Origin of the sequence: Roseomonas indoligenes (genome assembly GCF_017813365.1) — a bacterium.
Classification (GTDB): domain Bacteria; phylum Pseudomonadota; class Alphaproteobacteria; order Acetobacterales; family Acetobacteraceae; genus Roseomonas; species Roseomonas indoligenes.
In genome coordinates this window covers 1-22,672 of sequence record NZ_JAGIZA010000015.1, presented here as the reverse complement: position 1 = coordinate 22,672, position 22,672 = coordinate 1, and the positions used below count along the sequence as shown (strand labels likewise).

General features: G+C 71.9%; 22 protein-coding genes and 1 pseudogene. 12 read left to right on the top strand and 11 right to left on the bottom strand.

What is annotated here, in order from left to right:
• Positions 1-19: 19 nt before the first annotated feature.
• The 3 genes from J5Y10_RS20550 to J5Y10_RS20540 all read left to right on the top strand — a co-directional run bounded on the left by J5Y10_RS20550 (position 20) and on the right by J5Y10_RS20540 (position 3,682).
• Positions 20-1,564 (top strand): UxaA family hydrolase, encoded by a 1,545-nt coding sequence (locus J5Y10_RS20550; protein ID WP_209375982.1) that lies wholly within the window; start codon positions 20-22, stop codon positions 1,562-1,564.
• Positions 1,561-2,619 (top strand): Ldh family oxidoreductase, encoded by a 1,059-nt coding sequence (locus tag J5Y10_RS20545; RefSeq protein WP_342452977.1) that lies wholly within the window; start codon positions 1,561-1,563, stop codon positions 2,617-2,619. Before J5Y10_RS20550 ends, J5Y10_RS20545 begins: the two co-directional genes overlap by 4 nt.
• Positions 2,620-2,680: 61 nt before the next feature.
• Positions 2,681-3,682, top strand: a complete 1,002-nt coding sequence (locus tag J5Y10_RS20540) for a Bug family tripartite tricarboxylate transporter substrate binding protein (protein WP_209375981.1) — start codon at positions 2,681-2,683, stop codon at positions 3,680-3,682.
• Positions 3,683-3,734: 52 nt separating this feature from the next.
• Here J5Y10_RS20540 and J5Y10_RS20535 read toward each other — a convergent pair whose 3' ends face one another.
• From J5Y10_RS20535 to J5Y10_RS20515, 5 genes are all read right to left on the bottom strand, one after another.
• Complete coding sequence (locus tag J5Y10_RS20535) at positions 3,735-4,739, bottom strand: Bug family tripartite tricarboxylate transporter substrate binding protein (RefSeq protein WP_209375980.1); 1,005 nt, start codon at positions 4,737-4,739, stop codon at positions 3,735-3,737.
• Between the two features lie 67 nt (positions 4,740-4,806).
• A complete protein-coding gene (locus J5Y10_RS20530) occupies positions 4,807-5,658 on the bottom strand; it encodes a fumarylacetoacetate hydrolase family protein (RefSeq protein ID WP_209375979.1) in 852 nt (283 codons plus the stop codon).
• Complete coding sequence (gene mhpA / locus J5Y10_RS20525; protein WP_209375978.1) at positions 5,655-7,244, bottom strand: bifunctional 3-(3-hydroxy-phenyl)propionate/3-hydroxycinnamic acid hydroxylase MhpA; 1,590 nt, start codon at positions 7,242-7,244, stop codon at positions 5,655-5,657. The genes J5Y10_RS20530 and mhpA overlap by 4 nt, the downstream gene beginning before the upstream one ends.
• A complete protein-coding gene (locus J5Y10_RS20520) occupies positions 7,241-8,134 on the bottom strand; it encodes a VOC family protein (protein WP_209375977.1) in 894 nt (297 codons plus the stop codon). The genes mhpA and J5Y10_RS20520 overlap by 4 nt, the downstream gene beginning before the upstream one ends.
• Positions 8,135-8,144: 10 nt before the next feature.
• Positions 8,145-9,134, bottom strand: coding sequence for an amidohydrolase family protein (locus tag J5Y10_RS20515; RefSeq protein ID WP_342452976.1), 990 nt, complete (start codon positions 9,132-9,134; stop codon positions 8,145-8,147).
• Positions 9,135-9,376: 242 nt separating this feature from the next.
• Here J5Y10_RS20515 and J5Y10_RS20510 point away from each other — a divergent pair, with 242 nt between their 5' ends.
• Both J5Y10_RS20510 and J5Y10_RS20505 read left to right on the top strand, forming a co-directional pair.
• Positions 9,377-10,132: a GntR family transcriptional regulator gene (locus tag J5Y10_RS20510; protein WP_245214920.1), complete on the top strand. Its 756-nt coding sequence runs from the start codon at positions 9,377-9,379 to the stop codon at positions 10,130-10,132.
• Between the two features lie 80 nt (positions 10,133-10,212).
• Positions 10,213-10,581 (top strand): response regulator transcription factor, encoded by a 369-nt coding sequence (locus J5Y10_RS20505; protein WP_209375975.1) that lies wholly within the window; start codon positions 10,213-10,215, stop codon positions 10,579-10,581.
• A gap of 30 nt (positions 10,582-10,611) precedes the next feature.
• Here the strand turns inward: J5Y10_RS20505 and J5Y10_RS20500 are convergent, their stop codons facing one another.
• On the bottom strand, positions 10,612-12,222 hold the full coding sequence (locus J5Y10_RS20500; protein WP_209375974.1) for a PAS domain-containing sensor histidine kinase: 1,611 nt from the start codon (positions 12,220-12,222) through the stop codon (positions 10,612-10,614).
• 373 nt (positions 12,223-12,595) lie between these two features.
• Here J5Y10_RS20500 and J5Y10_RS28795 point away from each other — a divergent pair, with 373 nt between their 5' ends.
• From J5Y10_RS28795 to J5Y10_RS20485, 3 genes are all read left to right on the top strand, one after another.
• On the top strand, positions 12,596-13,495 hold the full coding sequence (locus J5Y10_RS28795; RefSeq protein WP_209375973.1) for a helix-turn-helix domain-containing protein: 900 nt from the start codon (positions 12,596-12,598) through the stop codon (positions 13,493-13,495).
• Positions 13,496-13,644: 149 nt separating this feature from the next.
• The gene (locus J5Y10_RS20490; RefSeq protein ID WP_209375972.1) at positions 13,645-14,418 is read left to right on the top strand and encodes an SDR family oxidoreductase; all 774 of its coding nucleotides are present in this window, start codon (positions 13,645-13,647) and stop codon (positions 14,416-14,418) included.
• Between the two features lie 29 nt (positions 14,419-14,447).
• Complete coding sequence (locus J5Y10_RS20485) at positions 14,448-15,554, top strand: alkene reductase (RefSeq protein ID WP_209375971.1); 1,107 nt, start codon at positions 14,448-14,450, stop codon at positions 15,552-15,554.
• Positions 15,555-15,890: 336 nt separating this feature from the next.
• Here J5Y10_RS20485 and J5Y10_RS20480 read toward each other — a convergent pair whose 3' ends face one another.
• The 3 genes from J5Y10_RS20480 to J5Y10_RS20470 all read right to left on the bottom strand — a co-directional run bounded on the left by J5Y10_RS20480 (position 15,891) and on the right by J5Y10_RS20470 (position 19,241).
• Positions 15,891-16,853, bottom strand: a complete 963-nt coding sequence (locus J5Y10_RS20480) for a Bug family tripartite tricarboxylate transporter substrate binding protein (RefSeq protein ID WP_209375970.1) — start codon at positions 16,851-16,853, stop codon at positions 15,891-15,893.
• Positions 16,854-17,121: 268 nt separating this feature from the next.
• Positions 17,122-17,529 (bottom strand): hypothetical protein, encoded by a 408-nt coding sequence (locus J5Y10_RS20475; protein WP_209375969.1) that lies wholly within the window; start codon positions 17,527-17,529, stop codon positions 17,122-17,124.
• Between the two features lie 98 nt (positions 17,530-17,627).
• Positions 17,628-19,241, bottom strand: a complete 1,614-nt coding sequence (locus J5Y10_RS20470) for a PAS domain-containing sensor histidine kinase (protein WP_209375968.1) — start codon at positions 19,239-19,241, stop codon at positions 17,628-17,630.
• A 9-nt stretch (positions 19,242-19,250) separates the two neighbouring features.
• Between J5Y10_RS20470 and J5Y10_RS20465 the strand changes: the two genes are divergently transcribed.
• Together J5Y10_RS20465 and J5Y10_RS20460 are read left to right on the top strand one after the other, a co-directional pair.
• Complete coding sequence (locus J5Y10_RS20465) at positions 19,251-19,928, top strand: response regulator transcription factor (RefSeq protein ID WP_245214919.1); 678 nt, start codon at positions 19,251-19,253, stop codon at positions 19,926-19,928.
• 64 nt (positions 19,929-19,992) lie between these two features.
• Positions 19,993-20,361, top strand: coding sequence for a response regulator transcription factor (locus J5Y10_RS20460; RefSeq protein WP_209375967.1), 369 nt, complete (start codon positions 19,993-19,995; stop codon positions 20,359-20,361).
• A gap of 34 nt (positions 20,362-20,395) precedes the next feature.
• Here J5Y10_RS20460 and J5Y10_RS20455 read toward each other — a convergent pair whose 3' ends face one another.
• Complete coding sequence (locus J5Y10_RS20455; RefSeq protein ID WP_209375966.1) at positions 20,396-20,794, bottom strand: limonene-1,2-epoxide hydrolase family protein; 399 nt, start codon at positions 20,792-20,794, stop codon at positions 20,396-20,398.
• Positions 20,795-20,847: 53 nt separating this feature from the next.
• Positions 20,848-21,234, bottom strand: a complete 387-nt coding sequence (locus J5Y10_RS20450) for a hypothetical protein (RefSeq protein WP_209375965.1) — start codon at positions 21,232-21,234, stop codon at positions 20,848-20,850.
• Positions 21,235-21,598: 364 nt separating this feature from the next.
• Between J5Y10_RS20450 and J5Y10_RS20445 the strand changes: the two genes are divergently transcribed.
• Positions 21,599-22,420 (top strand): alpha/beta fold hydrolase, encoded by an 822-nt coding sequence (locus tag J5Y10_RS20445; RefSeq protein WP_209375964.1) that lies wholly within the window; start codon positions 21,599-21,601, stop codon positions 22,418-22,420.
• Positions 22,421-22,474: 54 nt separating this feature from the next.
• Positions 22,475-22,672 (top strand): annotated as a pseudogene (locus tag J5Y10_RS20440) (efflux RND transporter periplasmic adaptor subunit); the annotation flags it as partial.

Below are 22,672 nucleotides of genomic sequence, written 5' to 3'. Positions count from 1 at the left end.
CGAGAGAGAGGGCATCACCATGGATGGCGACATCGCCCGCCCCAACTACAACCCCTTCATTCGCCTGGACCTCAGGGACAACGTGGTGGTCGCGCGGCTGCCCGTGGCGGCGGGCACGGCCGTGCCGGCGGAGGGCGTGGTCACGCTGCAGGACGTGCCCGCCGGCCACAAGATCGCCACGCGCTTCATCGCCAAGGGCGAGGCGGTACGGAAATACGACACGGTGATCGGCTTCGCGTCCGAGGATCTGGCGCCGGGCACCTGGATGCACAGCCACAACATCCTGTTCGACGCGGTGGAGAAGGACTACGCCTATTCCCGCGACTACCGCCCGACGGAGTTCGTGCCGCAGCCCGGGCGCGCGACGTTCCAGGGCATCCGCCGCGCGGATGGGCGCGTCGGCACACGCAACTACATCGGTGTCTTCGCCCTCGGCGCTGCGGGCGCCACGGCCGCGCGCCGGATCGCCGCCTATTTCACGCCGGACCGCCTGGAAGCCTTCCTGATGGTGGATGGGGTGGCCCCCTTCGCGCATGAGGGCGGGGACGGGATGGAGCGCGGCGGTGAGCCCATGGCCCTGCTGCGGCGGACCATCGGCGGCACGCTGCGGAACCCGAACACCGCCGCCGCCCTCGTCATCGCCTCCGCCGCGGAGGTGAACGACCTGGAGGGATTCCTGGCCGGGCAGGGGCTGGAGCGCGGGCCGGCGCTGCGGACCCTGGTGATCGGCGAGGAGGGCGGGTTGCGCCGCACGGTGGAGGCGGGCATCGCGCTGGTGCGCGAGATGCTGCCCCTGGCGGATGCGGTGACGCGGGAGACGGTCTCCGCCGAACACCTGACGATCGGCATGCAGTGCGGCGGCTCGGACGGCTTCTCCGGCCTCTCCGCGAACCCCGCCCTCGGCGTGGCGATGGACATCCTGATCCGGAACAGCGGCACTGCCATCCTCTCCGAGACGACGGAGATCTTCGGCGTGGAGCACACGCTGACGGCGCGCGCCGTGACGCCGGAGGTCGGCCGGAAGCTGGTGGAGCGGATGGATTGGTGGCTGCGCCACAGCGAGGGCCGGGACAGCCAGATCAACGGCAAGGTTGCGCCCGGCAACAACGCGGGGGGCCTTGCGAACATTCTGGAGAAGTCGCTCGGCGGCTCCAAGAAGGGCGGCAGCACCGGGCTGATGGCGGTGTACGAGTACGCGGAGCCGGTGACGGCGAAGGGCTTCGTCTTCATGGACACGCCGGGCTACGATCCCGTGGCGGCCACCGGCCAGATCGCCGGCGGGGCGAACATGGTGATCTTCACCACCGGCCGCGGCTCCTGCTTCGGCTCGCTGCCCGCGCCGACGATGAAGCTTGCCTCGAACACGCCGATGTACGAGCGCATGGAGGCGGACATGGACGTGAACTGCGGCACGATCATCGACGGGGAGGAGACGCTGGAGCAGGCGGGGCGGCGCATCTTCGAAAGGCTGCTGCGCCATGCCTCCGGCGAGAGGACGAAGAGCGAGCTGGCGGGGGTGGGCACCAACGAGTTCGTGCCCTGGCCGATCGGCGTCACGGCGTGAGCGCGGTGGAAAGCCGGGTGGGCGACCGCCACGAGGCCGGGGCGCTGCGCCGCTTCGCCGCCGATCTCTTCGCCGCGGCCGGGCTGGAAGCACCGAAGGCCGAGGCGGTCGCCGACATCCTCGTCGAGGCCGACATGCTCGGCCACGACACGCACGGGCTGGAACTGGCCGTGCGCTATCTCGGCGAGATCGAGGCGGGGAGCATGACGCTCTCCGGCGATCCGGAGGTGCTGTCGGACCGCGGGGCCTGCCTGGCCTGGAACGGCCGGCGGCTGCCGGGCCCCTGGCTCGTGACGCGCGCGATGGAGACGGCCTTCGAGCGGGTGGCGCAGTATGGCACTGTCAGCGTCGCCATAGGCAACGGCCACCATATCGGCTGCCTCGCCGCCTATCTGCGCCGCGCGGCGGAGCGCGGGCTGGTGCTGTCCATCCACTCCTCCGCGCCGGGCATCGCGACGGTCGCGCCCTTCGGCGGGCTGCGCGCCGCCCTCTCGCCCGCGCCCTTCTCGATCGGGTTTCCCACGGGCGGCGATCCCGTGATGATCGATGTCAGCGCCTCCATCACCACCAACAACATGGCGATGCGGCTCTCCCGCGAGGGGCGGCGCTACGACCGGCCCTGGCTGATGAGCGCCGAGGGCGAGGCCAGCGACGACCCCGCCGTGCTGCAGCGCGGCGGCACGGTGCTGCCGGCGGGCGGGCAGGATCACGGCCAGAAGGGCTATGGCTGGGCGCTGACGGCGGAGGCGCTGAGCCAGGGGCTCTCCGGGCAGGGGCGGGCGGACGGGCCGAAGGGCATGGTGAACGCCGTGTTCCTGCAGGTGATCGATCCCGCCGCCTTCGCGGGGTTGGATGCCTTCACCCGGCAGGCCGGGGCGATCGCCGATGGCTGCCGCGCCAGCCCCCCGCGCCCGGGCCTCGGCCCCGTGCGCCTGCCGGGCGAGGCCGGGCTGCGGCGCTACCGGGACGCGGAGGCGAAGGGCGTGGCGCTGCGCGAGGGCATCCTCGACGCGCTGCGGCCCTGGGCCGGGAAGCTCGGCGTCGCCATGCCCTAGCCCGGCGGCCGAGCAAGTTCAGCGCCACGACAAGAAACGGCGCGATGGAGGAAGCGGAACGATGACAACACTCTCCCGGCGGGAGGCGCTCGGCGCCGCGCTCGGCCTGACGGGGGCGGCGCTCTCGGCGCCGGCCCTGGCCCAAGGGATGGCGCAGGCGCGGGAATGGCGGCCCACTCGCCCGATGCGCTACATCGTGCCCTTCGCGCCGGCGGGCACGGCCGACATCCTCTCCCGCATGATGGCGGAAGCCATCTCCGCCCGCCTCGGCCAGCCCGTCATCGTCGAGAACCGGGCCGGCGCGGGGGGCGGCATCGGCACGGAGGTGCTGGCGAAGGCGGAGCCGGACGGCCACACGATCGGGCTGGTCACCGTCGGCACGGGCGCGATCAACTACGCCATGTACCGCAACCTCGGCTATCGCCCCGCCGACATCGCGGCGGTGTCGAACATCTGCACCGTGCCGAACGTCATCATGGTGGCCAACCGCATCCCCGCGCGGACGCTGGGCGAGCTGGTCGAGCTGATCCGCAAGACGCCGGGCGGCTTCAACTTCGGCTCCTCCGGCGTCGGAACCAGCCTGCACCTGACCGGGGAGATGCTGAAGAACGGCAACGGGCTGGACATGACGCACATCCCCTTCCGGGGCGCGGCGCAGATGCTTCTGGAGGCGGCGGCGGGCCGGGTGGAGATCCTGGTGGACAACCTCCCCTCGGGCCTGCCGCAGATCAAGGATGGGCGGGTGCGCGCGCTGGCCGTGACGGACACGCGCCGCAGCGCCTCCCTGCCCGATGTGCCGACGACGACCGAGGCGGGCTTCCCCGACGTGCAGGCCGTGGCCTGGTTCGGCACGGTGGCGCCCGCCCGCACGCCGCGCCCGGCGATCGAGGCCATCTCCGCCGCGTTGCAGGAGGCGGCACGCCAGCCCGCCTTCCTGGCGAAGCTGACGGAGCAGGGGGCGGAGCCCGTCGGCAACTCGCCCGACGCGTTCGAGGCCTTCATCAAGGACGAGATCACGAAGTGGGACGACGTGGTCCGCAAGGCGAAGGTGCAGATCGAGTGACGATCCGGTATCGGCTGCGCCCGGCATAGAAGGCCAGGCGCAGCCGCCGCCATCAGTTGCCCGGCCGCACGCCCGCCAGGCGCACGATCTCCGCCCCCTTGGCGCGCTCCTCCTCGATCAGGGCCGTGAACTCGGCCGGGGTGCTGCCCGAGGGAACGTAGCCGCCGGGCGCGATGATCCGCTCGCGGTAGCCTGCGCTGTGCACCACGGCGTGGACGGCCCTGGCCACCCGCTCCACGATGGCGGGCGGCGTGTTCGCCGCGGTCGCCAGGCCCCACCAGGCACCGGTATAGGGGAAGTCGTAGCCGATCTCGTGCATGGAGGGCGTGTCGGGAAGCTGCGGGATGCGGCTGGCGCCGAGCACCGCGAGCGGCTTGATCCGCCCGGCCTGGATCTGCGGCAGGGCGAGGCCGAGCGCGACGTAGGAGGCCTGCACGCGGCCGGCCGCGAGCTCGTTGATCGCCTCCGACACGCCGCGATAGGGCACGTGCTGCATTTCCAGGTGATCGCGCGCCTTGATCCATTCCCACAGCAGGTTCTGCGAGGAGCCATTGCCGGAGGAGGAGTAGTTCAGGTCCCGCTTGCCGCGCGCCCAGGCGACGAATTCCGGCAGGGTACGTGCCGGCACCTCCGCGCTCGCCAGCAGCACGCCGGGGCTGGAGACGATCTGCGTGACGGGGCGGAGCGAGGCGTAGCGGGCGAAGAGCTGCGGCTCGACATAGGGGTAGGTGGACATCACCTCCACCGAGACCCCGCAGAAGGTGTAGCCATCCGCCGCCGCCACCGCGCAGGCCTCAAGCCCGATCACGCTGTTGCCGCCAGGCCTGTTCTCCACCACCACCGGCTGGCCCAGCTCGGCCTGCAGTCCTTCGCTCAGGGAGCGGACGATGATGTCGAGGTTGCCGCCGGGCGGCTGCGGCACGATCACGCGGATGGGGCGGTTGGGCCAGTTTCCCTGCGCCCTTGCGGGAGAGAGCGCCGAAGGGGCGAGCAGCGCCGCGAGGGCGGCCAGCACCAAGGTGCCGCGGCGCGGCAGGATCCGGGGCAGCGTGCCCATGGTTGTGTTTCCTCTCCTGGACGCTTTCTTTCAACCGTGCCGCGCCCGTGAAGGCGCGGCGCGGGCCTCAGCCCGCCGTCTCGTCCGCCACGCTGTTCCGCAGCAGCCCGACGCGGTCGATCTCGACCTCCACCGTGTCGCCCGGCTTCAGCCAGAGCGGGGGCTGGCGCTTGGCGCCCACGCCGCCCGGCGTGCCGGTCGCGATCACGTCGCCCGGCTCCAGTCGCGTGAAGGCGGAGCAGTACTCGATCTGCCGGGGCACATCGAAGATCATCTGCTCGATCAGGGCGTCCTGCACGACCTGCCCGTTCACGCGGGTCTGCAGCCGCAACCTGGCGAGGTCGCCCACCTCGTCCGGCGTCACCATCCACGGCCCGAAGGCGCCGGTCTCCGGGAAGTTCTTGCCCGGGGTGAACTGGTGCGTGTGGCGCTGCCAGTCGCGCACGCTGCCGTCGTTGTAGCAGGCGTAGCCCGCGACATGCGCGAGGGCATCGGCCTTGCTCACGTACCGGCCGGGCCTGCCGATGATGACGGCCAGCTCGCCCTCGAAGTCGAGGTCCTGCGAGACGCGCGGCCGCAGGATGGGCGCCAAGTGGCCGGTCTGGGAATTGGCGTAGCGCGCGAAGATGGTGGGGTTCTCCACCTCTGAGCGGCCTGTCTCCTTGCGGTGCGTCTCGTAGTTCAGGCCGACGCAGAGGATCTTGTCGGGGTTCGGGATCACGGGCAGCCAGGTGATCTCGGACAGTGCGATGCGCGCGGCCCCCGCGGCATCCCGCGCCGCGTCCAGCGCGCCCGCCGCGATAACGGACTTCAGGTCGGGGAAGCGGTCCCGCAGGGCGGCGCCGGTGTCCAGGATGGTGTCGCCCTCGACGACGCCCCAGCTGGTCGTGCCGCCGTGGCGGAAGGTGGCGAGCTTCATTCTGCGTGCTCCGGTGATGTCGCGAGGGGAAGGAGAAGGTTCGGCAGCCGCGCGCGGAGGTCGTCGAGCAACCGCGCGAGGCCGACGCTGTCCGCGGCTGTGCCGAAAACGTAGTGGTCCGGACGCACGATGGCGGCGCGGGCGCCGTGGCGCGCGAACCAGGCCGCGGCCACGCCGTCCAGCTCCGTGGCGGCAAGCCCCGCCCCGGGCGCGGCCTCGCCGGGTTCGAGGAGGTGCAGGACGGTCAGGTCGCCACTCGCCGCCGGGCCCGGCATCCCCCGCAGGACGAGGCGCCAGCCATGGCCGGCGACCGTGTCGAGCCGGACGCGGCCCCCAGTCCCGTCCCGCACCCAGGGCTGCGGGAAGAGGGTGCCGTTGGCCGGGTGCGCCCCGGCCGCGAGAAGGCCCGCGGAGAGCGGCGGCACGATCTCCTGCCGGGTCACGGTGCGCGCGGTGCCGCCCCCTTCGGCGAGCAGCCGCGCGTCGCGGGCGCGGGCGGCCTCGGGATCGCGCTCGCAGATGTATTCACCGATGTGCTTGATCCGGGCGGTCAGCTCGCGGACATGCGCGTCCCGCTCCCTCCCGTAGGTATCGAGCAGGGCGTCGTCCGGCCCGGTGCGGTGCACCTGCGCCAGCTTCCAGGCGAGGTTCGCCACGTCGCGCACGCCCTGGCACATGCCTTGGCCGATGAAGGGCGGCTGCTGGTGCGCCGCATCCCCCGCGAGGAAGACGCGGCCCTGCCGCCACTGCGCGGCGACGAGCGCGTGGAAGCGGTAGCTCGAGGCCCGCCACAGGGTCGCGTCCTCCGGCGTCACCCAGCGGGAGAGCAGGCGCCAAACCGCCGCCTCCGCCTCCATCGCCCGCGGGTCCTCGCCGGGCAGGAGCATGATCTCCCAGCGGCGATGCCGGCCGGGGCCGACGATGTAGGTGACGGGGCGCGCGGGATCGCAGTACTGCGCGGCATTGGCCGGCAGGTGGGCCAGGGCGTCCTCATGGACGAGCACGTCCACCACGAGCCAGGGCTCGTCGAAGACCAGATCCTGGTAGCGAATGCCGAGCGCGCGGCGCACGGTGCTGGTCGCGCCGTCGCAGCCGATGGCGTAGTCGGCGGTGACGGTCCGTTCCGCGCCGTCTTCCCCGCGCAGGCGCAGCGTCACGCGCTCCGCGTCCTGCTCCAGCGAGAGCAGCTCGACGCCGAGCGCGACCTCCGCGCCGGGAAGGCCGGCCGCGTGATCCCGCAGCGCCGCCTCGACCGGCGGCTGGGTGAAGACCATGGTCGGCACGTAGCCCAGCGGATAGGGCTCCGGCACCATGTCGATGCGGCGGATGAGCTGGCCCTGCGCCCCGAAATGCTCGGAGGCCGGGAAGGGCGCGACATGCGGCAGGACGCGCTCGGCGACGCCGAGATTGTCGAGGACGCGCAGGATCTCGTGGTCGATCGCGATGGCGCGCGGCTTGTCCCAGACCTCCCGCGCGCGGTCGATGGCGAGCGTCCGCAGCCCCGCCTGGGCCAGAAGGGCGGTCGCGACGGCGCCGGAAGGGCCGAAGCCGATGACGGCGACGTCGTAGTGGTCCGGCGCCCTCACGGCACGTAGCCGATGGCGAGCTGGGCCGCCTTCACCGCCTCGGTCTTCGCCGGCGCGATGCCCCACTGGTCCGTGCGGCCGGGCGGCCACACCCACTCCTCCGGCCCGCGCACGCGGTAGTCGTCGTCCACCTGCAGCACCTCGGCCGTGTGCTCCACCACGATGCCGAAGGGATCGAGGAAATAGGTGAAGACGTTGTCGCCGGGCCCGTGGCGGCCTGGGCCCCAGGCGATGGGATGGCCGGCATCCACCAGGCGCCCGGAGGCGCGCATCACGCCCTCCAGGCCTGGCAGCAGGAAGGCGACGTGGTTCAGCCCGTCCACCGGCGCGTCCGCCAGCACGATGATGTGGTGATCGGCCGAGGAGCGCTCGAAGGCCATGAGCTTCGAGCGGTCGGAGAGGACGAAGCCGAGCGGTCCCTCGAAGAAACGGCGCACCGCATCCACGTCGCGGCAGTTGAGGTTCACATGGGCGAGACGCTCCGGCCGGTCCGCGACGGCGGGGGAGGGGGCGCGCCGCTCATCCCCGGCCACGAGGCGCAGCGCTGCGCCACCGGGGGCGCGCAGCGTCGCGCCGAGGCCGCCACCGGGTTCCGCCAGCGGCGCGGGCGGCGCCAGGACCGTGGCCCCCTCCGCCTCCGCGGCCGCGACCATCCGCCGCAGCGCTGCCTCGTCCGCCGCGCGGAAGGTGACGGAGCGCAGGGCGGGCCTGGCCCCCGCGTGCAGGGCCAGGACATGGTCGTCATCGCCGGTGGCCCGCAGCCAGGCGGAGCCGCCCTCGCGCGCCGAGAGATCGAGGCCCCAGGTCGCGGTGTAGAACCCGACGGCGCGGTCGAGGTCCGGCACGGTCAGATCGACGCTGCGCAGGCCGGAGACGGGAAAGGCGGGCATCTGGCGTCCCTCAGGAGAGGCCGAGGAAGCTGCGGGCATTGCCGGAGAGCAGGCGGTCGCGCGCGGCCTCGTCGGGCACGGCCTCGAGGATCCGGCGGACCGGCTCGGAGTCGTGGAAGGCGAAGGGGTGGTCGGTTCCGATCATCACGCGGTCATCCCCGAAGGTCGCGACGAGGTGGCGCAGCATCGGCGTGTCAAAGACGAGGGCGTCGTAGTAGAGGCGCCGCGCCTGCTCGGCGGGCGAGGCCTGGATGGCGTCCCTCATCGCGGGGAAGGTCTTCCAGCCCTGCTCCAGTCGCGGCAGGAGGGAGGCGAGGGTGCCGCCGCCATGGGAGAAGGCGATGCGCAGCCGGGGCCGGCGCAGCATCAGGTTGGAGCAGAGGACCGAGGCGGCGGCGAGGCCGACATCGGTCGGGTAGGCCAGCACCTGCTGCAGGTTCTTCGGCCCGACGAGGCGCTCCATCCCGGCCGGACGCAGGGCATGGACGAAGACGGCCATGTCCAGCGATTCCGCCGCCTCGAAGAAGGGATCGAGCGAGGGATGCCCGACGGGGACGCCGTTCACGTTGCTGCCGATCTCGACCCCGGCGAAGCCCAGTTCCTCCTTCGCCCGCGCCAGCTCCTTCAGCGCCAGGTCCATGTCCTGGAGCGGGACGGCGCCGAGGCCGAGGAGGCGGCCGCCGGATTCCGCCACCATCGCGGCGGTCTCGTCGTTGATGTAGCGCAGCAGCTCCGCCGCATCCGGCGCGTCCATCCAGTAGGAGAGCAGCTCCGGCATCGGGGAGACGGCCTGCAGCGAGAGGCCCATTGCCTCCATGTCCGCGATGCGCTTCGGCACGTCCCAGCAGCGGTCGGAGACAGTCCGGTAGTTCCGGCCGTCGATCATGACATGGGCGTGGCAGGAATCGTCGGCCATCGCCATGGCGGGCCAGCCGGACGGCACGGGATCGCGCAGCGCGCGCGGGAAGGAGGCGGGGATGACATGGGCATGCACGTCCACGCCGCATCCGCACCGGTGCTGCCATGGCGTGGTCACGCCCGGGAGGCGCCCAGGCGGCGACGCGGCTTCATCCACCCTTCCATTCGCGTTCCTCCGGTAGCCTTTCGTTATATTCGAACGATATCCATCATCGGGCCTGTGTCAACAGAATGATATACATTTTGGCGGGACGAAGAGGGCCGTGCATATTCCGCTCCGGAGGCGCCGGATGGGTCGGAGCGCGCGATGAGGAGGCGAGAGAGATGATGGACGGTCAGGCTCCGCCCTCCGAGGGCATGCCGGGAATTGCCCGCGCGGCGGTGCCGACCCATGCCACCGGCGTCTATGACCGCATCCGCGACGACCTGCTCGAAGGGCGGCTGCGGCCCGGCGCGCGGCTCCAGATCCGCGCGCTGATGGAGCGCTATGCCATCGGCCAGACCCCGCTGCGGGAGGCCCTCAACCGCCTGACGGCGGATGGGCTGGTGGAGTGCCGCGACCAGCGCGGCTTCACCGTTCCCGGCGTGAGCGCGGAGGAGCTGACGGAGCTGACGCGCACGCGCTGCTGGCTGGAGGAGCGCGGGCTGCGGGAATCCATGGCCGCCGCCAACCCGGCCTGGGAGGAAGGGCTCGTCCTCGCCCATCTCCGCCTGGCCCGGACGCCGCGCGTGCCGACCGGGGAGGATGCGGCGGGGATCACCGAGTGGGAGGCGCGGCACCGGGCCTTCCACCGGGCCCTGATCGCGGGCTGCGGGTCCCGCTGGCTGATCGCCTTCTGCGAGCAGCTCACCGACCGGCACCAGCGCTACCGGCGCCTGGCGGCGCGGCGGGCCTTTCCCGGACGGGACGTGGAGCGGGAGCACGCCGATATCCTGGCCGCCGTGCTGGCGCGCGACGTGGACGGCGCGGTGGCACTCCTGGTGAGCCACTACGAGGCCACGGCCGCCGTCATCCTGGATGATGCGGTCCTTTTCGCCGCCGCCACCCCGGCCAGCGGCGCCCCTCATCCTCGCGTATGATTTCACGGGGCGCCCGCGCCCCCCATAGTGGCAGAACCGTGCGGCCATGGCGGCGGTACGCGGTGCGAGGAATGGCAGAGGTGGACGGTATCCCGCTGATCGCCGTGGTGGACGATGACGAGGGCATGCGGCGCTCGCTGGACGGGCTGGTCCGCAGCCTCGGCTACCGGGTGGCGACCTTCTCCTCCGCCGAAGCCTTCCTCAGCTCGGCCGAGCGGGACGGGAGCGCCTGCGTGATCAGCGACGTCCAGATGCCCGGGATGAGCGGCGTCGAGCTGACCGAGGCGATCAGCGCCTCCGGGGCCTGCACCCCGGTCATCCTCATCTCCGCCTTCCTCGACGACCGCGTGACGGCCCAGGCCCGTGCCGCGGGCGTGCGCTGCTTCCTCCGCAAGCCCTTCGACGGGGACCGCCTCATCAGCTGCCTCGACAGCGCCCTCGCGTCCTGAGGGGCCGGGGCGGCTTCCCCGCCAGGGAACTCAGGCGCCCCCGCCGTCCGGCCCGCCCGAAGCCCGCGCGGGTTCCGGCACCGGGATGCCGAAGGAGAAGACCGCGCCCCCCATGGGGGCGCCCCCCGCGCGGATCCAGCCGCCATGCGACTCGACGATGGTCCTCGACACCGAGAGGCCCATGCCCATCCCCGATGCCTTGGTCGTGTAGAAGGCCTCGAAAAGGCGCGGGACCGCCTCCTCCCCGATCCCCGGCCCGGTGTCGCTGACCTCGACGACGACCGTCCCGGCCCGCTCGCCTGAGGCCACCACGACGAGGCGCGGTCCCTCCGGCCCTTGCAGCATGGCCTGCGCGGCGTTCACCACCAGGTTGATGACCACCTGCTGCAGCTGCACCCGGTCCGCGAGGACGGGCGGGAGGGCCGGCGCGAGGTCCAGGCGGAGTTCCGCGCCCAGCGACGCCACCTGGCGGCGGACCAGCGCGGCGGCATCCTCGATCATCCCGTTGGGGTCGAAGAGCGCGCGCTTCGTCGTTCCCTTCGTGGCCAGGGCCCGCGTGCGGGCGATGATCTCGGAGGCCCTCCGCCCCTCCTCGATCACACGCCGGATCGCGGCCTCGACCTCGTCGAGGTCCGGGACGGGCCTCCGGAGCCAGCGCAGCGCCGCGTCGCCATTTGCCGTCACCGCCGCGAGCGGCTGGTTCACCTCATGCGCGATGGAGGCAGTCAGCTCGCCGAGCGTGGCGACCCGGGCAGCATGGGCGAGGTCGGTCTCCAGCTGCGCCAGCCGGCGGTCCTGCCGGACGCGCGCGCCGATATCGATCACCCCGAGGAAGACCCGGTCCTGCCGTTCCCCCTGCTGCGGGAAGGCGCTGGTCAGGCGGACCTCGAGCGGCTGGCCATCGGCCCGGAGCATCACCGTCTCCTCCTCGAAGCCCCTCTCCCCGCCGACATAGGCCAGGAGGTTGGCCGCGAGGACCGGCTCCGCGGCCGGTGGGCAGAGGGCGCCGAAGACCGTGCCGATGGCCGCCTCGCGGTCCAGCCCGAAAAGGGAGGCCGCCTTCTCGTTCAGGTCGGCGAGATGCGTCAGCCCGACGAAGCGCCGCACGAAGCCGGGATCGGAGGCGATCGTGGCCGCGAGCCTCTCCACCCCCTCCGCGCGCAGCTGCTCCAGGGTTCCGGCGAGCCGCGACAGGTCGAGCTCGAGGAAGGCGATGCCCTTGCCGTCGAACAGGCTGTGGAAGCGGTGCTGGTGGACGGCCGTGTCGAAGACGAGCACGTGGAAGCCGAGAAGGCCTTGCGGACCGTGGCGGGGGCGGTAGCGGATCGCGGCGTCCCGCCATGTCCCGTCGGCATGCGGCACGGTGGCGTCGAAGGATACCTCCTCCCCCGCCAGGACTCGCCGCAGGAACGGCCCGCGCGACACATAGCCCCGCTCGCCCAGGAATTCACGCATGTGGAGGCCGACCATCTCCTCCGGCGGCCGCCCGTACCACTGGCGGTGGTAGGCGTTCGCGTAGCGGCAGATCAGGTCCGCGTCGAAGAAGGAGAGCAGGGCGGGAACCGCATCGGCCATCGCCCGCAGGTCAGCGGCCGAGCCATAGGCCGGCACGTCCGGACCGGCGGTCGAGCCCTGCATCATCCCCGGCCGCTGCGGTCGGCCGCCACGATCCCCCCCGGTGTCAACGCTGCCCGCCTCATCGTCCTTCGCGCACTGGAAACCCATTGCCTGTCGTATCCGGCTCCGCCCAGGACCGCCAAGGGGCGGCTATGGCCCCGCGGCGGCTCCGTGCCGCGCTCCAGCGACACCGGGCGCCGCAACGGGCCGGGATTAACGGCAAGTCACGGATCCGCGCCTAGCACGTTCCTGCGCGGCGGCATGGATTTTCCTGCCCCGGCCCGGGGACCGTGGAGGTGGCGCCATCGACGTCCCCGATCCGCTCGGCCTAAACCATGCCCCGGCGCCGCTCCTGTCGGGGATCGCGGCCCTGGCGCGAGAGGAGCGAGGTTCGGGCGTGTCGGGGAAGAACAACATCGGGATGGAGTATTTCCGCCCGACCCAGGCCTCCATCCTGACGACGCGCAGCGGCCACCCGGCGCCGATCGCGATCGGCCGCATCCGTGGCATGGCAAGCGACAAGCCGCTGAGCCGGCACATCGTGGAGGACGCCTTCCTCTTCTGCCTGGCGCGCGCGCCCTGCCGCTCCGACATGACCTGCGACGGCCGTTCCATGTCCGTCAGGCTCGCCCAGCCCGGGCAGATCCGCGCCTACGACTACCGCCACGACTGGACCTGCGTGCTGATGGATGATTTCGACCAGGTGAACTGGCACATCCCCCGCGCCGTCTTCGAGGCGCTGGAGCCGGACCACCGCGGCACCGTCTTCTCCGAGCTGTCCGTCCCGGAGGCGAGCAGCCTCGTGGATCCGGTCGCCCGCCAGCTGGCCGATCTGGTGGAGCCCGCCTTCCTCTCTCCCGAGGCCACCAACACGCTCTTCGTCGATCACCTCTCCTGGGCGGCCGTCGCCCATTTTGCGAAGACCTATGGCACCTACAAGCCGATCAGTCCGAAGGGCGGCCCGCGGCTGAGCCCCCGGCAGGAACGGCTGGCGAAGGAGATGATCGCCGCACGGCTGGACGGCGAGGTTCGCCTCGCGGAGATGGCCACGGCCTGCGGCCTCTCCGTCAGCCACTTCTCCCGGGCCTTCCGCGCGACCACCGGCACCCCGCCCCATCGCTGGCTGCTGCAGCGGCGGATCGAACAGGCGAAGGCGATGCTGGCGAACCCGCGCGTGACCGTGGCCGAGGTGGCCGCCGCCACGGGCTTCTTCGACCAGAGCCACCTCACCCGCGTGTTCACGCGGCAGGTCGGCACGGCGCCGTCGGCTTGGCGGAAGGGCCAGGCCCTGCGGTGACGCGGGCAGCCCGAGGCCGCCATCGCCACAGCACCCCGGCCAGCCTCTCGGGTATGACGGGGATGAACCAGAGTATGATTTCCGGCTGAACGGCGCGGCGTCACTGTCCTCCTCAACGGCGCCGCAGCGGCGCCCCTGAGGAGCCCACCATGAGCCAGACCCTTTCCCGTTCCCCGACCGTCGCGCAGCCGGCCCCGGCGCCGTCCTCTGCGCTCGCGGGCCGCGTCGTCGTGATCTTTGGCGGCACCTCCGGCATCGGCCTCTCTGCCGCGATCCAGGCCAAGGCGGCCGGCGCCCAGGTCACCGTCATCGGCTTCGAGCCTGACCGCGCCGAGGCGGCCGCCGCCGAGCACGGCTTCGCCGGCTGGCGCGCCGCCGACGTGACCCGCCCCGAGACGATCGAGACGGCGCTGGCGAGCATCCCGCAAGTGGACCATCTCGTCCTGCTCGCCGGAAGCTTCGTCGTCGGCAAGGTGCTCGAGGCCGATGTCTCCCGCCTCCACCGCGCCTTCGACGAGCGCGTCTGGGCCGCCGTGCACACCCTCCGCGCCCTCGGCGACCGCCTGGCCGGGGATGCCTCCATCACCTTCGTCTCCGGCGCGCTGGCGGACCGGCCGAACGCCTACGGCACCGCCGTGCTCGCCGCCGCCTCCGCCGCCATGGAGGCGCTGGCACGGGGCCTCGCGCTGGAGCTTGCCCCGCGCCGCGTGAACACGCTCTCGCCCGGCCCAATCGACACGCCCCTGCTGGGCAAGGCGCTCGGCGAAGGTCGCGACGCCTATGTCGCCGGCCTGAAGGCGAACCTTCCGCTGCACCGCCTCGGCACCCCAGAGGAGGCCGGCGCGGCCGTCGTCTTCCTCATGAGCAACGGATGGATCAACGGCGCCACCCTCCACCTCGACGGCGGCTCGCGCCTCGTCTGATCCGCGCCACGCCTCCGGGAGACACGGGAATGCCCACCCTCTTCGACCCGATCCGGCTCGGCGCCATCCGGGCGCCCAACCGGGTCCTGATGGCGCCGATGACCCGCGCCCGCGGCACGCGCGAGCACCTGCCGACGCCGGTGATGGCCGAGTACTACGCCGCGCGCGCCTCGGCCGGCCTCATCATCTCCGAGGCGATCGGCATCAGCCGGCAGGGCCTCGGCTGGCCCTACGCCACCGGCCTCTGGTGGCCGGAACAGGTGGCGGGCTGGCGGCGCGTGACCGATGCGGTCCACGCCGCCGGCGGCCGCATCATCGCGCAGCTCTGGCACATGGGCCGCGTCGTCCACCCGAGCTTCCTCGACGGCGCCGCGCCCGTCTCCGCCTCCGCCACCACCGCCCCCAGGGAGGCGCATACCTACGAGGGCAAGCGCCCCTATGAGGCAGCGCGCGCGCTGCACCGGGACGAGATCCCCGGCATCGTCGCCGACCACGCCGCCGCCGCGCGCAACGCGATGAAGGCCGGCTTCGACGGCGTGCAGATCCACGCCTCGAACGGCTACCTGATCGACCAGTTCCTGCGCGACAGCGCGAACCTGCGCGACGACAGCTACGGCGGATCGGTCCTCAACCGCATCCGGCTCCTCAGCGAGGTCAGCCAGGGCGTGGCGGAGGCCATCGGCGCGGACCGGACCGGCGTGCGCCTCTCGCCCAACAGCGACACCCAGGGCGTGCGCGACAGCGACCCGTTGCCGCTGTTCACCGCCGCCCTGGAGGCCCTCTCCTCCATCGGCATCGCGCACCTGGAACTGCGCGAGCCGCCGGTCGACGGCACCTTCGGCGTGGGCCACCTGCCGCCGCTGGCACCGCGCCTGCGCCACGCCTTCAAGGGACCGGTGATCCTGAACTCGGACTTCGACCTGCCGAAGGCACGGGCGGCCCTGGAGGCTGGCACCGGGGACGCCATCGCCTTCGGGCGACCCTTCATCGCCAACCCCGACCTGCCGCGCCGCCTCGCGCAACGCCTGCCTCTCGCGGTGGACGATCCGGCGACCTGGTTCACCCAGGGCAGGGAGGGCTACGTGGACGACCCCGGCGCATCGCAGACCGACACTGCGGGCGAACACGCGGCCTGAACGCGCTAAAGGTGTTTAGGCTGCTCCTGCGCTGATGGTTTGTTCCGGGGAGAGGAAGAAGGAATTCTTCCTCTCCCCGGACCCCTCACCATCATCTTTTTCTGGGCTTTGATTTTCTTCAGCTGGCGGTGCGCCTCGGCTCGATGAGCCGAGGCCACTGCAAGGGCAGGAACAGGCTCGCCACGCCGAAACCTCGTGTCAGAACGGCGCCGCGGCAGCCCGAAGCAGGTCCAGGAGCCTCAGGCTCCTGGCGGGGGTTTCAGGGGGCGGCGCCCCCTGGTCCCGGACCTGTCAGGACAAGCGCCACGCTGTGAGGGATCACCGGCGCATTGCCCGCTACTCCAGCCGGAGGTTCGCCTGCTGGATCACCTCGTGCCACCGCGCGATGTCGGAGACGAGGACGGTGCGGAGGGTCTCCGCGCCACCGCTGACAAGTTCCACGTCGGCATCGGCGAGGCGCAGCCGCGTGGCGGGATCCTCGGTGGCCGCCCGGAGCGCCGAGGCCACGCGGGCCAGCACGGCCGCGGGAACGCCCGCGGGGGCAAAGAGGCCCTGCCAGAAGAAGACCTCGAGATCCGGCACGGTGCCGAGGATGGAGGGAAGCGCGGGGTAGCCGGGAAGGGGCGTGGCGGCGGTGACCGCGAGGCCCCGCGAGCTGCCGTCCCGCAGGACCGCCTTCGCTTCCTGGGGGGCCTGGAAGACGGCGTGGACCTCGCCCCTGCGCAGCCCGAGCGCCGCGTCGGTGCCGCTGCGATAGGGGACGTGGACGACATCGATCCCCGTCCGCGCGCGGAACAGTTCCAGGCAGAGATGGCTGACCGATCCGGTGCCGGGGGAGCCGAACAGGACCCGGCCGGGGTTCCGCCTGCAGTGCCCGATCAGCTCCGCGGTGTCGGCGGCCGGGACCTCGGGGTGAACCTGCAGGATGAAGGGCGTGCGGAACACCATGCCGACCGGCTCCAGCTCGCGCACCGGGTCGCGGGGTGTCAGCTGCGGCTGGAGCGTAGGATTGATCGCGAGGGTGGTGGTGCCCATGACGAGGGTATGGCCGTCAGGCCGCGCGCGGGCGGCGTGGGTGGCCGCGACGGAAGTGGCCGCGCCCGGCCGGTTGTCCACCACCACGGGCACGCCGAGATCGCGCGCCATGACGGCGGAGACGGCGCGGGAGACGAGGTCCGTCACGCCGCCCGGCGGATATCCCTCGATCAGGACGATGGGGCGGTCGGGCCAGGTCGGCTGCGCCGCCGCGCGGGTGACCGGGAGGGCGAGGGATGCGCCCAGGAGAGAGCGGCGGTGCATGCTGTTGCGTTCTCCCTGTCCCCAGCCCGCTTTCCCGGCGCTGTTGGCAGGACCGGGCCCTGGCCCATCATGGCGCCGGCACCGGATCGTCCGCCGGGCCGGGAAGCTGCCACGGGCTTCCCGAGGGAACAATGGCCTTGCGCCCACTGGACGGCAGGCGGGCGGAACGCGAGTGGCCCGGCCACATCGGATGTGGCCGGGCCTCGCGTGGGGGTTGTGGCCTTGCTGCGCCCCGGGGCTCTTTCCCCGTCGCGAACCGGCCGCGCGGTCAGTCGTGGTTCGCGCTCTGGCGGCTCATGTCGAAGTTCGCACCATCGGAGTAGCCGCTCTGACGGCTCATGTCGAAGTTCGCGCCATCGGAGTAGCCGCTCTGGCGGCTCATGTCGAAGTTCGCGCCATCGCTGTTCGCGCTCTGGACACCCATGTCAAAATTGGCACCGTCGCTGTTGGCGCTCTGCCGGCTCATGTCGAAGTTGGCGCCATCAGTGTTCCCGCTCTGGCGGCTCATGTCGAAGTTCGCGCCGTCGGTATAGGCGATGCTGGCCACGGGGGTGCGGCCGCCGGACTGCGTCCAGCCGCTCGCGACGGTCTGGACGGGGGAGGTCTCGCTCCTCGCGGAGACGGCGGCGCCGGCGACCAGGGCGATGGCGAGGGTGGCGGAAGCAATGCTGCGCATGGGATGTCTCCGGGCTGGGACCGGAGCCCCATCGGCGCCGGTAAGGGGAGAATGCGCCGCGCCCGTTCCCCGCGAAATTCTACGCGGGTGTGCCGGCCTCATACGCGTGTATGAGGCGCATCCTCCGCGGCGTTGCCGTTCTGCCGGTGCGGCACGGTGAAGGTGAAGCGGGCGCCGCCGGAAGGCGCCGGCCGGAGATCGATGGTGCCGCCATGCGCCTCCACGATCGTCTTCGACACCGAGAGGCCCAGGCCCATCCCCGTCGGCTTCGTCGTGTAGAAGGCGTTGAAGACCTGGGCCGCGGAATCGGCACCGACGCCGGGTCCTGTATCGGTGACCTCGAAGGCGGTGACGCCGCCCGCCGCGCGCGTGGAAACGGTGATCCGGCGCGGCGCGTGCGCCTGCTCGGCCATGGCCTGCGCCGCGTTCACCATGAGGTTGATGGCGACCTGCTGAAGCTGGATGCGGTCCGCCAGGATCTCCGGCAATCCGGGCTCCAGTTCCAGGAGGAGTTCCGCGCCGAGCGACACGACCTGCCGGCGCACCAGCGCGGCGGCCTCCTCGATCATGGCGTTGGGGCAGAAGAGCGTGCGGCCCGCCGTGTGCCGGCCCGCCAGGGCGCGGGTGCGCACGATGATCTCGGAGGCGCGGACGCCCTCGTCGATCATGCGGCGGATGGCCGACTTCGCCTCGTCCAGATCGGGCTCGGCCCGGTTCATCCAGCGCAGCGCCGCGTTGCCGTTGGTGACCACGGCCGCCAGCGGCTGGCTGACCTCGTGCGAGATGGAGGCCATCAGCTCGCCCAGCGTGGCGATCCGCGCGGCATGGGCGAGATCCGATTCCAGCCGCGCGAGCCTCCGCTCCTGCCGGATGCGCGCGCTGATGTCGATGAGGCCGAGGAAAACCTTGCCGCTCCGCTCGCTGTCCGGCGGATAGGCGGTGGTGAGGAGGACGTCGATGGCCCGGCCATCGGCCCGGCGCATCACCGTCTCCGCCTCGAAGCTCGTCATCCCCCCGACATAGGCCAGCAGGTTGGCGGCCAGGGCGGGTTCCGCCGCGGGTGGGCAGAGCAACCCGAACCCGGTCCCGACCGATTCCTTCCGGTCCAGGCCGAACAGCTCCGCCGCCCTGTCGTTCATGGCGGTGATCGGCGTCGCGTCCAGGGTGCGGCGGATGAAGCCAGGATCGGCGGCCAGGGTCGCCGCCAGCTCCTCCGCCGTGGCGGACGGCACGTCTTCCAGCGCGCGCCCGAGATTGCCGAGGTCCAGCTCCAGGAAGGCGATCGCCCTTCCCTCGAAGACGCTGCGGAAGCGGTGGTGAAGGACCGCGGTGTCGAAGACGAGGATGTGGAAGCCCTCGAAGCCCTCGGGCCCGAGCTTGGGGACGTAGCGAATGGCGGCCTCGTGCCAGGAGCCGTCGCGGTGCGGCACCGCCGCGTCGAAGGAGACCTCCTCGCCGGCCGCGACCCGCGCGAGGAAGGGCAGGCGCAGCGCGTAGCCCTCCTCCCCCAGGAAGTCGCGCAGGTGCAGCCCGACCAGCTCCCCCGGCGTGCGGCCGTACCAGTGGCAGTGGTGCTCGTTCGCGTAGCGGCAGACCTCGCCCGCGTCGAAGAAGGAGATGAGGGCGGGCATGGCATTGGCCATGGCCTGGATATGGTCCGGCGTGCCGAAGCGGGCATCCGGCGGGGTGCTGAGGGCGGTGTCGGTCAACATGCCGCATCATTGACGCCCGGGACGGCCTGCTTCAACATCCCGCGCGCCATGAACACGCCGTCCCTCCCCATCCCAGAGGACGTGCAGGCCGTCCATGTCGTGGACGACGATGCCGGCCTCCGGCAAGCCCTCGACAGCCTCTTCCGCTCGGTCGGGTACGGGACGCGCCTCTACGGCAGCGCCGCCGAGTTCCTGCAGTCCGGCGATGCGCGGGCGGCCGGCTGCCTCGTGCTCGACGTGCGGATGCCCGGGATCAGCGGCCTCGACCTCCAGGGGCAGCTGAACGAAGCGGGCGTGACGATGCCGGTGGTGCTGATGACCGGGCACGGTGACATTCCCATGACGGTGCGGGGCATGAAGGCGGGGGCGGTGGACTTCCTGCCGAAGCCCTTCCGCGACCAGGACATGCTGGATGCCGTCGCCTCCGCCCTGGCGCGGGACGCCGCCACACGCGCGGAGCGCGGCCAGGCCGACGAGCTGCGCGCCCGCCTGGCCACCCTCTCCCCACGGGAGCGCGAGGTGATGGCGCGGGTGGCCACGGGCAAGATGAACAAGCAGATCGCCTTCGACCTCGCGCTGAGCGAGATCACCGTGAAGATCCACCGCGGCAACGCCATGCGGAAGATGGAGGCGCGCACGCTCGCCGACTTCGTCAAGATGGCGGAGACCCTGAAACTCAAGGCCTAGCTCCCGGGTTGAGTTGCTGCCCCCTGGGGGCACCGGCCGGCGGAACGAGCGAGGCGTGGGCGAGGTGGCAGAGGCTCCCCTGATCTCCGTGGTGGATGACGACGAGGGCGTGCGGCGCTCCCTCGACGGCCTCGTCCGCAGCCTCGGCTACCGCGTCGCGGCCTTCGCCTGCGCGGAGGATTTCCTGGCCTCCCCGGATCGCCACCGCTGCGCCTGCATCATCAGCGACGTCCAGATGCCCGGCATGAGCGGGATCGAGATGACGGCGGCTCTGGGCGAGGCGGGAAGCAGGGTACCGGTCATCCTCATCTCCGCCCTTCCGGACCGGGATACGCGGGCGCAGGCCGATGCGGCCGGGGCCTACGACCTCTTCCGCAAGCCCTTCGACGGCGACGCGCTGGTGGATTGCCTGGACCACGCGCTGGCCGCCTGATGCGGCCACCCGAGGATGGGCCGAGCGGCGCCGGTCAGGCCTTCATCGCGGCGGCCTGCCGCTCGAAGCTCGCCAGGTCGAAATAGTCCCGCCACTCCGTGATCACGTTGCCATCCAGGACCATGCTGCCCATCGTCGGCAGCACGATCCTGCGGCCGTCCGCCTGCGTGAACAGGTCCATGCGCTCCGTGAGGACGGCGTTCCCCGCCTGGGCGATGCGGGTGATCTTCCAGTCGGCCCTGATGCTGGTGCCGATGCCGAAGCCCTTGTGGAAGGCGCGCACATTCTCCCGGCCCGTCATCTCCGGCAAGGGGATGTTATGGTAGAGGACATCCGCCGCCAGCATGTCGACCGCCTCGTCGAACCGATCGCGGCTGATCAGGTCGAAGAAGGTCTTCACCGCAGTGATCTCGGGCGTGTCGCGGGGCATCATGGAACTTCCTTTTGTGTTCGGGGTGAAAGGCGCGGGCTGGACCGGTCGGCGCCTCAGGTCCACTTCGCGCCGGCCGGGGTCATGCAGGCCTGGCCAGCGGCAGGGCGGATCGAAGTGCGCAGGCCGGGCATGCCGGCCGTGACGCGCTGCGCGATGTTCGTCGTGTCCGCATCAGGACGATAGAACATCAGGACGTTGAAGCCGGGGACGCAGACGTTCTCATCGAGGGAGGATGGCGCCTGACGGCGGGACGGGGCCGCCCGCGCCGCGCCCCGCCGCGTCTCCGCCCGGATGGCGGTTGGGTGCTGCGGCCGGGATGCGGTGGCGCCATGCTGCGGCGGCGACGCCCGCTGCGCCTCGGCGGCTCCTGCCGGGAGAGCGGCGGCGCAAACCGTGCCGAGCACGGCGAGGGCTGCGGCCAGACGTTCGAAGCGGTGCATGGCATGTGTCCGGGCTGGTGGGCGGCGGGGCCGTTCCTGATGCCGGGATAGTGCTGCGAGGGCCGGGCGCGCCGACATCGGACGCGCGTCTGGGGCGCCCATACCTTGGTATGAGGCCGTCTGCGCCGCCGGGGCCGCGGAGCGTCGCGGCAAGGCTTCCAATCCCCACCGCGGCCTTCGGAATGCGGCCTCAACCGCGCGGGGGACGCGCATCCAGCCGTGCTTGAGCCGCAGCGCCGCTCAGGCGCAGGTCTGAATCCTTCATACCTTCGTCTGATTTCGCGTGCCGGCCCCGTGCCGCAAGTCTGCCGCCGCAGAGCGCGATCCCGTTGTGGGAGCGCAAGACCGGCCACCGGAGCAGACCATGCCCTTCCTCACCACCCGCGACGGCACCCGCATTTTCTACAAGGACTGGGGCTCGGGCCGCCCGGTCGTCTTCTCCCACGGCTGGCCGCTCTCCTCGGATGCCTGGGACATCCAGATGATGCTGCTGGGCCGGCAGGGCTTCCGCGTGATCGCGCATGACCGCCGCGGGCATGGCCGTTCCGAATCCACCTGGGACGGCAACACCATGGACGGGTACGCCGACGATCTGGCCGAGCTGATCGAGGGGCTGGACCTGCGCGACGCCGTCCTGGTCGGGCATTCCACCGGCGGCGGCGAGGTCGCGCGCTATCTTGGCCGCCACGGCACGGGCCGCGTCGCCAGGGCCGTGCTGCTGAGCGCGGTGCCGCCGCTGATGCTGAAGACCGATGCCAACCCGGAGGGCACGCCGATCGCCGTGTTCGACAGCATCCGCGAGGGCACGCTGACCAACCGCGCGCAGTTCTTCCGCGAGCTCTCCGTGCCCTTCTACGGCTTCAACCGCGACGGCGCGGGCCCTTCCGAAGGGCTGCGGGATTCCTTCTGGCTGGCCGGCATGCAGGCCGGCATCAAGCCCGCCTATGACTGCATCCACGAGTTCTCCGAGACGGACTTCACGGAGGACCTGCGGAAGATCGACATCCCCGTGCTCGTCGCGCATGGCGAGGACGACCAGATCGTGCCGATCGCCGCCGCCGCGCTGAAGACGGCGAAGCTGCTCCGCAACGCCACGCTTCGCACCTATCCCGGCGGCAGCCACGGGCTCGCCCAGGTCACGCCCGACGCCTTCAACGCGGACCTGCTCGCCTTCGCCCGCGGCTGAGCCGCGACCCCCTGCCCTGACGCGGTCGGCATGACCGACCCCTGGAGACCGGACATGCCGACCACCACGCGGCGCCGCCTGGCGCCCCTCCTCCTCGCCCTTGCCCTTCCCGCACTTCCCGCCTTGGCGCAGCCCGCGCCGCCCACGGTCACGGTTTCCGAGCCCGTCCGCCGGAACATCACGGAATGGGAGGAGCACATCGCCCGGCTCGAGCCCTCGGCCCGGGTGGAACTGCGCGCCCGCGTCTCCGGC